Source organism: Blautia sp. Sow4_E7, from assembly GCF_052116245.1.
Lineage (GTDB): Bacteria > Bacillota > Clostridia > Lachnospirales > Lachnospiraceae > Blautia_A.
Genome location: NZ_JBQKLL010000036.1, coordinates 1 through 14,365 on the forward strand (window position 1 = coordinate 1; position 14,365 = coordinate 14,365).

Annotated in this window: 13 protein-coding genes, 2 pseudogenes and 1 riboswitch; of the genes and pseudogenes, 13 read left to right on the forward strand and 2 right to left on the reverse strand. The window is 45.5% G+C overall.

Going from position 1 to position 14,365, the window contains the following annotated elements; all coding sequences use genetic code 11:
* The 3 genes from ACTQ50_RS15395 to ACTQ50_RS15405 all read left to right on the forward strand — a co-directional run.
* On the forward strand, positions 1-204 hold a 204-nt coding region (locus tag ACTQ50_RS15395; RefSeq protein WP_441484925.1), incomplete at its 5' end, for a hypothetical protein.
* Positions 205-368: 164 nt separating this feature from the next.
* Positions 369-1,343, forward strand: a complete 975-nt coding sequence (locus ACTQ50_RS15400) for a helix-turn-helix domain-containing protein (protein WP_441484926.1) — start codon at positions 369-371, stop codon at positions 1,341-1,343.
* A gap of 222 nt (positions 1,344-1,565) precedes the next feature.
* Positions 1,566-3,239 carry an alpha-glucosidase gene (locus ACTQ50_RS15405; RefSeq protein WP_441484927.1) on the forward strand — a complete coding sequence of 558 codons (1,674 nt, stop codon included), beginning with the start codon at positions 1,566-1,568 and terminating at the stop codon, positions 3,237-3,239.
* A gap of 223 nt (positions 3,240-3,462) precedes the next feature.
* On the opposite strand, the gene ACTQ50_RS15410 is transcribed toward ACTQ50_RS15405, so the two are convergent.
* A complete protein-coding gene (locus ACTQ50_RS15410; RefSeq protein WP_441484928.1) occupies positions 3,463-4,185 on the reverse strand; it encodes a helix-turn-helix domain-containing protein in 723 nt (240 codons plus the stop codon).
* Between the two features lie 164 nt (positions 4,186-4,349).
* Positions 4,350-4,454, forward strand: a riboswitch (TPP riboswitch).
* Positions 4,455-4,842: 388 nt separating this feature from the next.
* On the opposite strand from ACTQ50_RS15410, the gene thiD reads away from it, so the two are divergent.
* The 3 genes and pseudogenes from thiD to ACTQ50_RS15425 all read left to right on the forward strand — a co-directional run.
* Complete coding sequence (gene thiD, locus ACTQ50_RS15415; RefSeq protein ID WP_441484929.1) at positions 4,843-5,655, forward strand: bifunctional hydroxymethylpyrimidine kinase/phosphomethylpyrimidine kinase; 813 nt, start codon at positions 4,843-4,845, stop codon at positions 5,653-5,655.
* Between the two features lies 1 nt (position 5,656).
* Positions 5,657-6,832 carry a putative hydroxymethylpyrimidine transporter CytX gene (gene cytX, locus ACTQ50_RS15420; protein WP_441484930.1) on the forward strand — a complete coding sequence of 392 codons (1,176 nt, stop codon included), beginning with the start codon at positions 5,657-5,659 and terminating at the stop codon, positions 6,830-6,832.
* A 37-nt stretch (positions 6,833-6,869) separates the two neighbouring features.
* Positions 6,870-7,025 (forward strand): annotated as a pseudogene (locus tag ACTQ50_RS15425) (DUF6783 domain-containing protein); the annotation flags it as partial.
* Here ACTQ50_RS15425 and ACTQ50_RS15430 read toward each other — a convergent pair.
* Positions 6,978-7,121, reverse strand: a pseudogene (locus tag ACTQ50_RS15430) (hypothetical protein); the annotation flags it as partial. The pseudogenes ACTQ50_RS15425 and ACTQ50_RS15430 sit on opposite strands and share 48 nt — an antisense overlap.
* On the opposite strand from ACTQ50_RS15430, the gene ACTQ50_RS15435 reads away from it, so the two are divergent.
* The 7 genes from ACTQ50_RS15435 (at position 7,090) to ACTQ50_RS15465 (ending at position 14,209) form a co-directional block, all read left to right on the forward strand.
* The gene (locus tag ACTQ50_RS15435) at positions 7,090-8,049 is read left to right on the forward strand and encodes a LysR family transcriptional regulator (RefSeq protein WP_441484931.1); all 960 of its coding nucleotides are present in this window, start codon (positions 7,090-7,092) and stop codon (positions 8,047-8,049) included. The pseudogene ACTQ50_RS15430 and the gene ACTQ50_RS15435 overlap by 32 nt on opposite strands.
* A 305-nt stretch (positions 8,050-8,354) precedes the next feature.
* A complete protein-coding gene (locus ACTQ50_RS15440; RefSeq protein ID WP_441484932.1) occupies positions 8,355-9,764 on the forward strand; it encodes an alanine/glycine:cation symporter family protein in 1,410 nt (469 codons plus the stop codon).
* Positions 9,765-9,767: 3 nt separating this feature from the next.
* Positions 9,768-10,754 (forward strand): NAD(P)-dependent oxidoreductase, encoded by a 987-nt coding sequence (locus ACTQ50_RS15445; protein WP_441484933.1) that lies wholly within the window; start codon positions 9,768-9,770, stop codon positions 10,752-10,754.
* A gap of 125 nt (positions 10,755-10,879) precedes the next feature.
* The gene (locus ACTQ50_RS15450) at positions 10,880-11,809 is read left to right on the forward strand and encodes an AEC family transporter (protein ID WP_441484934.1); all 930 of its coding nucleotides are present in this window, start codon (positions 10,880-10,882) and stop codon (positions 11,807-11,809) included.
* 219 nt (positions 11,810-12,028) lie between these two features.
* A complete protein-coding gene (locus tag ACTQ50_RS15455) occupies positions 12,029-13,210 on the forward strand; it encodes a pyridoxal phosphate-dependent aminotransferase (RefSeq protein ID WP_441484935.1) in 1,182 nt (393 codons plus the stop codon).
* Positions 13,211-13,407: 197 nt separating this feature from the next.
* Entirely contained in the window at positions 13,408-13,692 is a 285-nt protein-coding gene (locus ACTQ50_RS15460) for a type IV pilin protein (protein ID WP_441484936.1), read from the forward strand.
* Between the two features lie 169 nt (positions 13,693-13,861).
* Positions 13,862-14,209 carry a hypothetical protein gene (locus tag ACTQ50_RS15465; RefSeq protein ID WP_441484937.1) on the forward strand — a complete coding sequence of 116 codons (348 nt, stop codon included), beginning with the start codon at positions 13,862-13,864 and terminating at the stop codon, positions 14,207-14,209.
* Positions 14,210-14,365: the final 156 nt, after the last annotated feature.

The window sequence follows — 14,365 nt, forward strand, 5'->3', positions numbered from 1 at the left end:
AATTTTCTGAAAACCAATTTATTTTTCAGTATTTCAGAAGCAATTCCTTGCGACAGCTTGTTTATATTACCACTGCCGCAAGTAGAAGTCAAGCACTTTTTACAAAAACTTCTATATTTTTTGTGCAACTTACGTATCAACACCATCCGCCTACCAGAAAGCGATATTTTCTCCGAAAAATCCGCCAAGCCAAGTTGTAATTAATGCTGTACTAGAGCGTGTTTGAAAAAGGCTTTCTGCAACAGAAATGATTTTGGGGGCAGGCTCCAGACTAGCATTGACTTTTTTCCCCATCCATGATAGCGTCAATATAACAATCTTCCTTCTTATAATAGAAGAAACTCATTCCCTATTTTTCGGAGGTACCCATGTATCAGCAGCAAGCTCCTGACTTGAAAGAAACCAATCCTCATGGAACCCAGTCTTTTCCCTGTGCTTTTTATCAGACACAGATGTGCGGGCATGGATTTATGGTAAAGCACCATTGGCACAAAGAGGCCGAAATCCTTTATTTTCCAGATGGAAATTTTAGAATGGAAATCAATATGGAAGCTTTTGATATCCGATCCGAATGCTTTTATTTCGTCAATCCTGGAGAATTGCACAGCATCCGTTCTGCTTCCAAGGAACCCTTGCAGGAATATGCGGTTGTATTCCAGCCCGAACTGCTTTGCTCACCTTTTTATGACACGGTGCAAGCCCAGCTGATCCAGCCTATGCAAAATGGGCAGCTGCACTTTCCAAGATCAATTTCCAAAGAGCATCCTGCATTTTCTGCTCTTCGCGCTATATTTTTTAACATTGCGGATGCCTTTTCCAGAAGCAGCTCACCTGAAACTTTGACCTACGAAAATGAGCATTTCCATCTCACTTCCCTGCGCGCTTCGGGAACGATATCGGTAGATTTAGCGGACCAGCTTATCATCAAAGCTTCTCTTTTGCAATTTTTCGCCACTCTGGAACAGCAGCAGCTTTTTTCCCAGACAGAGAAGCCGGACGACCACCGGGTGGAAACCATCAAAACAGCCATCACCTATATCCGGGAGCATTACCAGGAGAAAATCTATATCCGGGACCTTGCCGCTCTCATCGGACTGAACGAGCAGTATTTTTGCCGTTTTTTCAAAAAAGCGCTCGGGATGTCGCCGGTGGAATATCTGAATGAATATCGGATCCGTCAGGCAATGCAGATGCTAAGAGACAGCTCTCTTCCCATAACTGAGGTTTGCCTGGACTGCGGATATAATAATATGGGAAATTTTCTCAGGGAATTCCGCAGGTACACAGGAACTACGCCGCTGCACTATCGCAAGCGAGAGCAGGCAAACGAGTCAGCAGACTAAAGCATGTTTGAAAAAGGCTTTCTGCAAGAAGTGCTTTTAGAAGCATGTCCTAACCAGCCCTCATTCACAAGGTTCAATAGCATAATTTCTACAATGTCAAAATATCGTATTTTTTTATCAGATTAAGGGAAGATATTTCCACCATATGTATGTATAATGTACTCAATGACAAAACCAACTTAAAAAAACACATCGAAAACATTTTGCAGGAGGATCTATTATATGAAACGAAAATGGTGGCAGGATAAGGTTGCTTACCAAATTTACCCAAAGAGTTTTTATGACACAAATGGCGACGGGATCGGCGATCTGCCGGGAATTATAGAGAAACTGGATTATCTGAAAGATCTGGGAGTGGATATTATCTGGCTTTCCCCTTGCTATCGCTCCCCGCTGGCCGACCAGGGATACGATATTTCCGATTATTATGACATTGACCCGCGCTTCGGAACCATGGAAGATATGGACCGCCTTATTGCTGAGGCGAAGAAGCGTGACATGTATATTGTCATGGACCTGGTTGTGAACCACTGCTCCGATGAACACGAATGGTTCAAAAAGGCTTGCGAGGATCCAGACGGAAAATACGGCCGTTTCTTCTATTTAAGAGACAAGGAGGATGGCAGGCTTCCTACCAACTGGCGCTCCTATTTCGGCGGGCCGGTGTGGGAGGATCTGCCGGGGACCAACAAACAATACCTTCATGTTTTTCACAAGAAACAGCCGGACCTGAACTGGGAAAATCCGGAGCTTCGGGAAGAGGTTTACAAGAATATCAACTGGTGGCTGGACAAAGGTCTGGGCGGCTTCCGCATTGACGCCATTATCAATATCAAGAAGGCTCTGCCCATGCACGACTATGAGCCAGACCGTGAGGACGGCCTTTGCTACATTGGAAAAATGCTGGAGGAAGCTACCGGGATCGGAGAATTTCTTGGAGAAATGCGGGACCGCACCTTCAAGCCTCACGATGCTTTTTCCGTAGGTGAGGTTTTTAACGCAAAGGACGAGGAGCTTCCGGATTTCATCGGGGATAACGGATATTTTTCTTCTATGTTTGATTTCAATGAGACCATTTTCGGCGGTTCTGAGAAGGGCTGGTATGATTATAAAGAGATCACTCCAGATGATTACAAGCGCTGCTGTTTTGAGACACAGGCAAAAATGGGGGATTTCGGATTTGTTTCCAATATTATTGAGAACCATGACGAGCCTCGCGGTGTCAGCCACTACATTCCGGAGGGGGACTGCTGTGACACAAGTAAAAAACTACTGGCAGCATTGAATTTCATGCTTCGCGGACTGCCGTTTATTTACCAGGGGCAGGAGCTTGGTATGGAAAATGTGCCATTTAAGTCTATTGATGAGGTGGATGATATTTCTACTTTGGACGAGTATAAGGTTGCACTTGACGCAGGGCTTACTCCTGAAGCAGCTCTGAAAGCCGTTGCGCGCCACAGCCGTGACAATGCCCGTACCCCTATGCAGTGGACGGGTGGGGAAAATGCCGGATTTACGGCTGGAACGCCATGGCTTCGGGTAAATCCCAATTATACTTCCATTAATGTGGAGGATGAGCGAAAAGATCCTGACTCTGTATTCCATTTTTACAGACAGCTGATCGCACTTCGCAAAAATCCTGAATACAAAGAGACGGTTGTGTACGGTGCTCTGGAGCCGTTTATGGAGAACCGTCACAATCTGATGGCTTACTACCGTAAGGGCGATAAAACTCTGCTGGTGGTTGGCAATTATCAGTGGGAGGAGCAGGAAATCACACTTCCGGCGACATGCAAAAAGGTGCTGCTCAACAACTATCCGGATGTGGTTATGGATGGAGAGACTGTTAAATTGCATGGATACCAGGTACTGGTCATGGAGTTAGATATCAAATAACTATATCAGGTAATAAACAGCGCCTTCCCCGGGTGCATGTATTACATATAAATTTATTCTTTTTCCAAAAAGAACTGTCTTCGCAGAAGTGATTTCTCTTCCTCAGGTAAATCGCCTCTGTGTGACAGTTCTTTATTGTTTTAACGTTTCAGCCACTATTTTTATATCATTCAACGCTGTTGCGACTGTTCTTTTTTCTTTTTCAATAAGTCGGGAAAAAGAGTTATTCCTTTTTGGCGGCATTTTCCTCCTGCTCCATCTCCCACTCTTCCTTGCGTGTCTGCGCCATAATTCCCCGGATTCCCACTACAACAGCAAGGCTCACGATAAAAATAACCGCTCCGTAAACCTTTTCGCCGAAATCCATGTCTTTTATGTAAGATAGACCACCGCTGACCACAAAGTTTACTGCCATGATTCCTAAGAAAGTCACGGCACCCACGATCCGCTCCAGTGTTACATTCGAGGTGCGGAATTTTCTTGCCGGCAATTTTTTGTCCAGGTAGTTCAGGCTGAAGATCAGGACCAGAGCCAGAATCCAGCAGGCAATGCTGATATAATTCACCAGGGGGAGGCCGCTGATTTTTCTTATAACAAAGGGAAAATCTACTAAAGCAAAGATTACCAGGGTAATGACATAAAGCACCACCTGCAGCCCCATAAGCTGTCCGGCGCTGACAGAGGCCATAAGCATTTTCTCCGTTTCTTTCTGGTACTGCTCTGGCTCCAGTCTTTTTCTGGCAAGAAGCTCGCTGACGGAGATATCCAGCTCCTGGCAGAGTGGCTCCATCAGGCTTACGTCTGGAAAGGAACGGCCGGTCTCCCATTTGGAAACGGCGCGGTCTGTCACATTTAATTTCTCGCCCAGCTGCTTCTGGGTTAATTTTTTCTCTTTACGGCACTGGGCAATGAATGTGCCCACCTGGTTTTTGCCTGTGTCTGTCATGATATGTCTCCTTATCGGATGCTTGTTTTGTTGTCTTGATTATGCCACAAAACAGGAGATCCGTCACCCTACCGCTGGTTGAATTGAGGGATTTTTCTCATTATTTCGGCTTTTTTAAGGATTTCAATAACTTATTGACAATTTTTCCCATTATTACTATAATAACAAAAGAACAGGGGAGCTTGTAGACAAGCTGAGAGGAAATTGTGAATTTCGACCCTTTACCTGATGCGGATAATGCCGCCGTAGGAAGTCATCATGGTTTTGATTTTTTCGGAGACACCACATGCGGGTGTCTCTTTTTTTCATATGGCAGCAATGCAGGTTACTGTTCACCGGTAACGTTCCGCGAGGTATTTTTTGTGAGCAAAGCTCACAGAAAACCCGAGAATTAAGTTTGCGCAGCAAACGCTACTTCTTGTGCTTGTCACAAGAAGGTTCGTCTTTCTGTGCATCGCGAAGCGGTTACTGGTCACTCTGTGAACAGTAACCCAATGCAGCGTTCGGCTGGGGGCACCACTTTCGGACGCTATATAAAATTAATGCATAAATAATACAAGTGCCTGTTTGAAAAGCTTCTGTCAATGTGCACTGCAAGTTACAGGGCAGCAAATTACAGAGTGGATCAGACAAGGCCAGAAGAAAGGATGAAACATTATGAGAACAGCATTAACAATCGCTGGAAGTGACTCCAGCGGAGGCGCCGGTATCCAGGCTGACATCAAGACAATGATCAGCAATGGAGTGTATGCAATGAGTGCCATCACAGCACTTACCGCACAGAATACTACCGGTGTAACAGGAATCATGGAAGCAACGCCAGAATTTCTGGCCGATCAGCTGGATAATATTTTCACAGATATTTATCCAGACGCAGTAAAAATTGGAATGGTATCTTCCAGTGCGCTGATTGAAACCATTGCCCGGAAGCTTCACCAGTACCAGGCGAAAAATATTGTAGTGGACCCGGTTATGGTTGCCACAAGCGGCGCCAAGCTGATCAACGACGAAGCCATCGAAGCGCTGAAAAGCCAGCTTCTTCCCCTGGCAACTGTCCTGACACCGAATATTCCGGAGGCTGAGGTGCTTTCCGGAATGAAAATAGAAACTGCAGATGATATGATCAAAGCCGCTGCTGCCATCGGGGAAAAATACCACTGTGCAGTGCTTTGCAAGGGCGGTCATCAGCTGAATGACGCCAACGACCTTCTTTGGCGTGACGGGGAGTACAAATGGTTCCAGGGAAAACGGATCCAGAATCCCAACACCCACGGAACAGGATGTACCTTATCCAGTGCCATTGCCTCTAATCTGGCAAAGGGATTTGCCCTGGATACTTCCGTGGAGCGTTCCAAGAAATATATTTCCGGGGCACTGGCTGCTATGCTGGATCTGGGAAAAGGCAGCGGACCTATGGATCATGGGTTTGCGATCAGGAACGAGTTCACACTGGCAAAGGAGGACAACTAACATGACCGAAAAACGTACCTCCATCTTCGAAAACGGCCTGATCTGGTTTGGCGCAGGTGTTTCCCTGGCGGAAATCCTCACTGGAACTTACTTTGCCCCGCTGGGCTTTCAAAAAGGCCTTCTTGCCATTATCATCGGACATATTATCGGCTGCACCATGCTTTTCCTCGCCGGAGTCATAGGCGGAAAAACACGCCGCAGCGCTATGGAAACTGTAAAAATGAGCTTCGGGGAAAAGGGCGGAATCTTCTTTTCCTTCCTGAACGTGCTCCAGCTGGTTGGCTGGACTGCCATTATGATCTACGACGGAGCACTGGCTGCAGACGGCGTATTACATACCGGAAGCTGGGTGTGGTGTCTGGTCATTGGCGCACTGATCGTACTGTGGATTTTTATTGGCATCACCAACCTTGGGAAAATCAACACCATCGCTATGGCAGCACTTTTTATCCTCACACTGGTGCTCTGCAAGCTGATCTTCTTTGATGGCGGGACTGCACTTGCTATTGGCGAGGAAGCCATGTCCTTCGGCGCAGCGGTAGAGCTTTCCGTGGCAATGCCCCTTTCCTGGCTGCCGCTGATCAGCGACTATACCCGCGAGGCGAAGGAGCCAGTGAAAGCAACCGCTGTCAGCTCCGTTGTCTACGGCCTGGTAAGCTGCTGGATGTATGTAATCGGTATGGGCGCCGCTATTTATACCGGTGAATCCGATATTGCCCAGATTATGGTGAAGGCCGGACTTGGAATTGCAGGTCTTCTGATCATTGTATTTTCCACTGTTACCACCACATTCCTGGATGCTTACTCCGCCGGAATTTCATCTGAATCGGTATTTTCCAAAATAAATGGAAAATATGCCGCAATTGCTGTAACCATCATCGGAACAATTGCTGCAATTGTATATCCAATGGACAACATTACCGATTTCCTGTATCTCATCGGATCTGTATTTGCACCGATGATCGCCATTCAGATTGCAGACTTCTTCCTGCTGAAACGTACCGACAGCCTGGGCGAGTCGGTTGACATCACGAATGCGGTGATCTGGGTGATCGGATTTGTTCTGTACCGAATTTTAATGAGAATTGATATTCCTGTGGGAAATACACTGCCGGATATGGTAATTACGATTCTCATCTGTATGGTGGCGCGAAGTGTTTGGAAGAATAAAAAATAGGCTTGTATTTTCTTTTTGAATATGCTATGATTCGAATATGCGAAGAGGCAGACAGAGAGTTTGCCTCTTCGCTTTTTTTATTTCGTGGACAACGAGCCTTTTAAGAATACTAAGCTACGCCAACCGAATTCGGGCGAAATATACCGCAAAGTGGGGCGTGCAGATTGCTGAAATGATTTTTCAAACACGCTCTAAGACAGCTCGCTGGAAGCACAGAATATTTTATCTTATTTACGCTAACCAAAGGAGGGACAGGCATGAATCTGCAGCAAATGAAATATGTGGTCATGATTGCAGAGCAAGGCAGCTTTTCCAGGGCCAGTCAGGTTCTATACATTACACAGCCTACTCTTTCCAATGAAGTGAAGAAGCTGGAAAAAGAATTGGGAATCACTATTTTTTCCCGAAATAAACATGGCGCACAGGTTACAGACGCCGGAAGGGAATTTCTGGAATATGCCAGAGGGATCATCGAGCAGTTTCAATGCGTACAGAATAAATACTGCAACATGGAAAAAGAACAGGAGATCATTTTTTCCGTTGCAAGCCAGCACATTGCAACTGCTGCCGAAGCCTTTATGGACATTGTGGCAGACAAGTCCAGCAACCATTACCGCATGAAGCTTCACGAAGGCAGAACCAAGGATGTACTGAAACTGGTGGCGGATAACATCTGTCAGATCGGGGTGCTTTCCAAGAATCCAGAAAACCGGGTTCTGGATTTCGAGATCAGCAAAAATGAGCTGGAGTATTCCCCTATTATTTCCATGTTTCCCCACGTTTACCTGTATAAAAAGCATCCTCTTGCAGGAAAAAGCCAGGTTACCAGGGACGATCTGAAGGATTATCCATTTCTTGTATATGACCAGGGATTTGACAGTCTGCGGAATTTTTCCGAAGAAGCGGATGTAAATCTGCAGATTCCCCGCACCATTGTAGTAACAGACCGTGGAATGCAGATCAGCATGTCCATATATCTCAATGCCTATACCATCGGAAGCGGTCTTCTTGGAAGCCGCACTTCCCTGCGGGATATGGTGGCGATTCCACTTAAAGATGAAAAAATTTCCAGCCTGGAAATCGGCTGGATCAAAAGGCGGAACCAGGAAATCACCCCCGTTATGAGTGAATATATCGCCAGGCTTTCCCAGCTCTGCGCGGAGCAGGGTTCCTTACAGCCTAACCTTTCACCGGCACAATACATATCCGCCAGCTGAAATAGTCCGCTCCAAATGACTGCGGGTTTGAATTAGCAAAATTTTTATACAAAAGTCAGGCTGCCAGACTGGTGATCTGACAGAATATCCCCCCCAAAAAGAGCTTCGGAATATTTATTTCCAGGGTTCTTTTTATATTGTGAAAAACTATGGTATTCCATTTTTTCTGGCAATAGATAAACATAGCTAACCACAATTTGTTTTCCACTATATTATGTGATAGCCTAAATACCAAGATAAACAGGAATCGTAAGAAACAGGCCTGAACACTTCGATTGCTAATCTACATCGAGGAGGAAATTATTATGACAATACTATCAGATTTCTGGAACGGGTTTACAGGTTTTTGGCAGCATGTGCTTAGTGACATGCTCTCTGTCTCAGACTTCATATGGAGCTTTCCTATCCTGGTTTTAACCGTAGTTGTGGCGGTCACTCTGACCATCGGCACCGGCTTCTTCCAATTCCGCTACTTCGGACATGCCATGAAAAATACTTTTGGCAAAATGTTCAAAACAAAAGGTTCTGAAAAAGGGATCAGTTCCCTTGCCGCCGTTTGCTCCGCCCTGGCCTCCACACTTGGCGTCGGAAATATTGCCGGTGTTGCCGTAGCCATCGCACTTGGCGGCCCTGGCGCTGTTTTCTGGATGTGGCTGGTTGCCCTGTTCGGACTGATCGTAAAATACGCAGAGGTTTGCCTGGCTGTCAAATATCGTGAAGTGGATCCGGAAACAGGAATGTATAAAGGCGGAATCATGTATTACGCAAAGAAAGGCCTTGGCAAAAAATTTGCCTGGATGGGCGGCCTCTGGTGCTTCGTTATTTTCGCCGTACAGATCCTTGCACCTGCTGTACAGATCAACTCCCTTACCGGTTCTCTCACCGCATACTTTGACATCAATCCGGTGATCATCGGAGTTGTGTGTGCAGTCATCATGGGCTTTGTCCTGATCGGAGGATTGAAACGAATCAGCAAATGTGCTGAAATCGTAGTTCCTTTCATGGCACTTGCTTATTGCGTTGTAGCAATTTTCGTAATTATTACACATATTACAGCAGTTCCGGCAGCTTTCGGAGCAATCTTTGCAGGTGCTTTTTCCGGCACAGCTGCAACTGGAGGCTTCCTTGGCGCAGGTGTTTCTTCCGCAATCCGCTGGGGACTTGCAAGAGGTGTTTACTCCAATGAGGCCGGAAACGGTACTGCTGCACTTGTACATGCAACTGCAAACGTAGATCATCCTGCAAAACAGGGTATCTGGGGAATCACAGAAGTTTTCGTAGACACAATTATTGTCTGCACTATGACAGCCCTTGTTATTATGGTAACTGGTGTATGGACCAGCGGACAGAGCGGTGCCGCACTTACTACAATGGGCTTCGCAGCAGGTATGGGAAGTGAGACCGCAGCGGGCATCTTCGTTTCCCTGATTATTTTCTTCTTTGCCTTTACAACCGCAGTTGTCAGCGTTTATTATGGAGAAAACTGCCTGGGCTATTTTACAAAGAATAAAACAGCCATCATGTGCTACCGTATCCTGGCCTGCATTATGGCGATCGTAGGTGCTGTAGGCGGACTTTCCACCATCTGGGGACTTGCAGACCTTGGTCTTGGTATTGCAAACATCACTAACCTGTGCGTATTATTCGGCCTTAGAAAAGATGTCTTTAAGATTACGGCAGAGTATAAGGATATGATCAAGAAAGGAGAAGTCTGATTTATGAAAATCGCAGTATATGGAATGACTCCCTGGGAGCAGGAGGAGCTGAAAAAACTCCCTCTCCGGGAAGCTCCGGAATATGTTTTTGTAGATGATATTTTACGGGGGGAAACCTTGAAATATGTAGAAGGCTGCCAGGCTGTTTCCATTCTCAGCAACAGCGTGATTGATGACAAAATGGCTGCTTCTTTGAAGGAAATGGGTGTTTCCTTTGTAACAACCCGATCCACAGGCATCGACCACATCCACAAGGACGCTGTGAAAAAATATGGTCTTGGCGCTGCAAATGTTCCTTCCTACTCTCCCGCTTCCATCAGCGAGCACACCATTCTTCTGATCCTGTCTCTTCTCCGAAAAATGAAACGCAACCAGGAGATGGTAAGAGCCTGCAATTACCGCATTGACGGTATCCGTGGAAAAGAGCTGGGGGCTATGACCGTAGGCGTTATGGGAAGCGGCAGAATTGGTGCTATTACCATCCGTATTCTGGCAGGCTTCGGCTGCAGGGTTCTTGTTTGCGATCCTTATGAATCAGAAGCGGTAAAGCAATATGGCACCTATGTTTCCAAAGAAGAATTATGTAAACAGGCAGATCTGATCGTACTCCACTGCCCGCTTATGGAAAGTACCTATCATGTGGTAGACAAGGATTTCCTGGCAGGCTGCAAAGACGGCGCTATCCTGGTAAACACCGCCCGCGGCGGTCTGGTGGATGCCACAGCTGTTCTGGACAGCCTGAAAAGCGGTAAGTTATCTGCCTTTGCCTTCGACGTATACGAAGGGGAAGATGATATCGTCCGAAAAGATTTCAAAGGCAAATATCCGGATGATCCGGTTTTCGCAGAGCTTTGCCAGATGGAAAATGTAGTCTATACAGCCCATGTAAGCTTTTTCACAGATGAAGCAGCAAGGGAGCTGGTTCGGATTTCTACAGAGAATGCGGTAGATTTCCTGTTGGATGGAAATACCAGAAACAGCATTCTGTAAATCTATTTTCTATCGTTAAATACAATTAGTTATGGTAACAGCTCCACATTTTCACAATGATGCACTACGCCGGATGCAAGCTGCAAAATAGTTGCTAAGTATCGTACAGAAGGAGGGTCCTTATTATGGATATCCATGTTTTAATTGCCCAGATGATCCAATTATTTCTCATCATGTTCTGCGGATATGGTTTATTTAAGCTAGGGATCCTCAACCCCGAGGTAGATTCCCATTTGACCAGGCTGGTGGTAAATGTGACCATGCCCCTGATCATCCTGAATTCTGTTCTTACAAGAACGGAGGTCGATGATTCCAGCCGGGTTGTCACCGTTTTCCTCGCATCCCTGATCATTTACCTTCTGCTCCCATTGGTCAGCTTCGCTGTGGTAAAACTTTTTCACCTGCCCCAGAACCAGCAGGGTGTGTACGCTTTTATGAATACTTACTCCAACGTGGGATTTATGGGTTTTCCCATGATCACAGCTTTATATGGAGAACAGGCTTTGCTCTATGCGGCAGTGCTGAACATTCTTTTTAACCTGAGCGCCTATTCCATTGGCGTATGGATGATGCACTACGGTTCCGGGGAAAAAAGCGGACTGAGTCTGAAAGCGATTCTGAATCCAGGAATGATCGGTTCCATCCTGGCCCTGCTTTTGTACTTTTTCCCGGTTCAGGTACCAGCCCCTGTGACGGGTGCTATTGGAAGCATCGGCGGACTTACCTCTCCGCTTGCTATGCTGCTGATCGGGGCAAACCTGGCAGGGATGCCTTTCAGGGAAATGTTTAACGACTGGAAAGTTTATATTTTTACGGCACTGAAGCAGCTGCTGGTGCCGATTCTGATCTGGCCTCTCCTTTGTCTGACCATATCAGATGCTTATATCCGCGGAATTATCTTTGTGCTTTTGAGCATGCCGGTAGGCAATACGGTGGTTCTTTTTGCTACCCAGTATAAAAAAGACCAGGTGCTGGCCACGAAGGGCGTGTTTATCACCACCCTGTTTTCCCTGTTTTCAATTCCGCTGGTGTTTACGATCCTGCATATTGCATAACAGGCAGCTATTCAGTACCTTCACAGTTACGCGCTCCGCGCCGGGATTCCCTGTTTTTCTGTGAACTATATTCACCAAAAACACATCGCAGAATAGATCCACTGAATAGTTACCATAAGAAGAGTACATGAAAATCATCAGCGTACTATAATTTATAAACTTTTTTACAAAATCAAAAGAATTTGATATGTATCTTAAATCATATGGGAGGATAATAAAATGTACAATTTCGAACAGGCAGACAGAATGAAAAACGTACCGCTTTCCAAAATCAGAGAGATGGTGGAGCTTTCCACTGCTATGGAAAAAGAGGGAAAGCCGATTATTCACCTTGAGATTGGCGAGCCTGATTTTGATACTCCGAAGCACATCTGTGAGGCTGCAAAGGAGGCCCTGGACGCTGGAAAAGTCCATTATGGACCGATTGTTGGTTACGAGGACATCCGTAAAGCAGTTGGGGATGAATATAAGAAAAAATATGGTCTGGAATTTGGTTCTGAAGAGGTTATGATCACCCACGGTGTCACACATGGAATTTACCTTTCCATGCTTGCCTTCTTAAACCCAGGTGATGAAATCCTGGTTCCGGATCCAGGTTTCCTGTGTTATTTCACAGTTCCGGAGATTGCCCAGGCAAAACCGGTATCCTATTATCTGGATCCGGAAAATGAATATCAGATCGTGCCTGGCTCCCTGGATTCCCTGATCACAGAGCACACCAAAATGATCCTTCTCAACTCACCGTCCAATCCTTGTGGTTTCGCATTAAATGAAGCTTCTCTGAAAGAAATTGCACGAGTTGCAGAAAAATATGATTTAATTGTAATTTCTGATGAAGTTTATGCAGATATTATTTATGACGGCAAAAGATGTATGAGTATTGCCGAGCTTCCGGGCATGCATGATAGAACTATTATCTTAAACGGTTTTTCCAAATATTATGCAATGACCGGATGGCGTATCGGTTATCTTCTTTGCAGTGAAAAGCTGCTGGAGCCTATGATGCGTCTTAGCTTTTACAGCATTTCCTGTCCCAACTCCTTCGTTCAGGCAGCTGCTGTGGCTGCCCTTCAGGGAGATGATACGCCTTCCGCTGAGATGGTGGCAGAATATGAGCGCAGAAGGGATTTCATCTACGAAGCCGTCAACCAGATTCCTGGCTGCAGCTGCCAGAAACCAGACAGTGCCTTCTACATGTTCGTGAACATTAAAAAGACAGGAATGACTTCGGATGAGTTCTGCAAGTATATCCTGAAGGAGTGCTATGTGACCATGACTCCTGGTACTGCTTTTGGAAACAGTGGTGAAGGATATGTGAGAATTTCTTATGCAAACTCCCTGGAAAATCTGAGGGAAGCGGCACGGAGAATGAAGGAAGTGCTGGAGAAGGTCGTAAAATAGGATATTTATCCGGAATTGGAGAGGCAGGACACATGTGTGAACTGTCTCTCTTTTTTTACCGTCACCTCAGTATTTAGAAACCTTATGCTTTTTGCATAAATAAACGATAAAATCAGCTGTGCCAGGTTGAATTAGAAGAGCTTAAATGGTACAATGAACTTTAATTATGCAACTTTATCACACCGGAGGTACCGAAAATGGTTAAAAAAATTATGAACGAGAACGATGGATTTACGCTGGCTGAGCTCTTGATCGTAGTCGCTATCATTGGTGTACTTGTGGCAATCTCCATTCCCATTTTTTCCAGCCAGCTTGAAAAATCCAGAGAAGCAACAGATCTGGCTAATGTGCGCTCTGCTTATGCGAAGATCATGGCAGAAGCAATAGATACAGAAATCCCGGAACCGATCAAAGTGGATCTTATGCAAAAAAAAGCCGGGCTGGCAGACGAGCTCGACACTCACGGTCGGAGGAATCAGTAACAATGATAAAGACAACTGGATTGGGTCACCAGACGAAAACGGATTTTGTATAGTTTCCTACGAGAACGATAAGGGAGCTATTTTAAATTGGAGCGGAGGCTATTCTGGAACGATTGATTTTTCCAAAAATAAATATCTTAATTACGATACGCTAAATGCCACAGGCAAAATGGATACTCCCGACGCATATTTTTCAAATCAGACGTTTCGAATCGGTGCAAAGACAGTAAAAGTCCGTATCTACTATGCAGGCGGTGGACCATTCAAGGACGCACTGGAAAAATGGACCTTGCAGCCTTCGACCTATGAAAACAGCCCTTTCTATAAGGTTCAGAATAATAATAGTACTACAGAAACAAAGGATGGATTCGCCTATTATACATTTGGAGAAGACAAAAAAATTGATAACTTTATTTATGTGAGCCCTACTGCCGTCTATCAGACCAAGGATGAGGGAAAGACCTGGTATAATATTACGCCATCAACGAAGGACTCCACCGGGCAGGAAAAGCAATGACGATCATTGTTGTACCAGAGCGTAAGCACTGCCCGGTTCAGGAAAGTGTCAGAGATTGGCTTTCTTATAAAGCCGAAAAAGGGGCTGCCGTTTCCCTGGCAGTCCCTTTCAGTTTATTTCAGTTTATTTCTGTTAATTCTTTTTATATCTGCTTAT

What these genes read in the sequence shown, in the direction of transcription:
- ACTQ50_RS15440 (WP_441484932.1), top strand. Translation starts at nt 8,355, where the DNA reads ATGACAATACTATCAGATTTCTGGAACGGGTTTACAGGTTTTTGGCAG.
- ACTQ50_RS15400 (WP_441484926.1), top strand. Translation starts at nt 369, where the DNA reads ATGTATCAGCAGCAAGCTCCTGACTTGAAAGAAACCAATCCTCATGGA.
- ACTQ50_RS15410 (WP_441484928.1), bottom strand. Translation starts at nt 4,185, where the DNA reads ATGACAGACACAGGCAAAAACCAGGTGGGCACATTCATTGCCCAGTGC.
- cytX (WP_441484930.1), top strand. Translation starts at nt 5,657, where the DNA reads ATGACCGAAAAACGTACCTCCATCTTCGAAAACGGCCTGATCTGGTTT.
- ACTQ50_RS15405 (WP_441484927.1), top strand. Translation starts at nt 1,566, where the DNA reads ATGAAACGAAAATGGTGGCAGGATAAGGTTGCTTACCAAATTTACCCA.
- ACTQ50_RS15460 (WP_441484936.1), top strand. Translation starts at nt 13,408, where the DNA reads ATGGTTAAAAAAATTATGAACGAGAACGATGGATTTACGCTGGCTGAG.
- thiD (WP_441484929.1), top strand. Translation starts at nt 4,843, where the DNA reads ATGAGAACAGCATTAACAATCGCTGGAAGTGACTCCAGCGGAGGCGCC.
- ACTQ50_RS15450 (WP_441484934.1), top strand. Translation starts at nt 10,880, where the DNA reads ATGGATATCCATGTTTTAATTGCCCAGATGATCCAATTATTTCTCATC.
- ACTQ50_RS15435 (WP_441484931.1), top strand. Translation starts at nt 7,090, where the DNA reads ATGAATCTGCAGCAAATGAAATATGTGGTCATGATTGCAGAGCAAGGC.
- ACTQ50_RS15445 (WP_441484933.1), top strand. Translation starts at nt 9,768, where the DNA reads ATGAAAATCGCAGTATATGGAATGACTCCCTGGGAGCAGGAGGAGCTG.
- ACTQ50_RS15455 (WP_441484935.1), top strand. Translation starts at nt 12,029, where the DNA reads ATGTACAATTTCGAACAGGCAGACAGAATGAAAAACGTACCGCTTTCC.
- ACTQ50_RS15465 (WP_441484937.1), top strand. Translation starts at nt 13,862, where the DNA reads ATGGATACTCCCGACGCATATTTTTCAAATCAGACGTTTCGAATCGGT.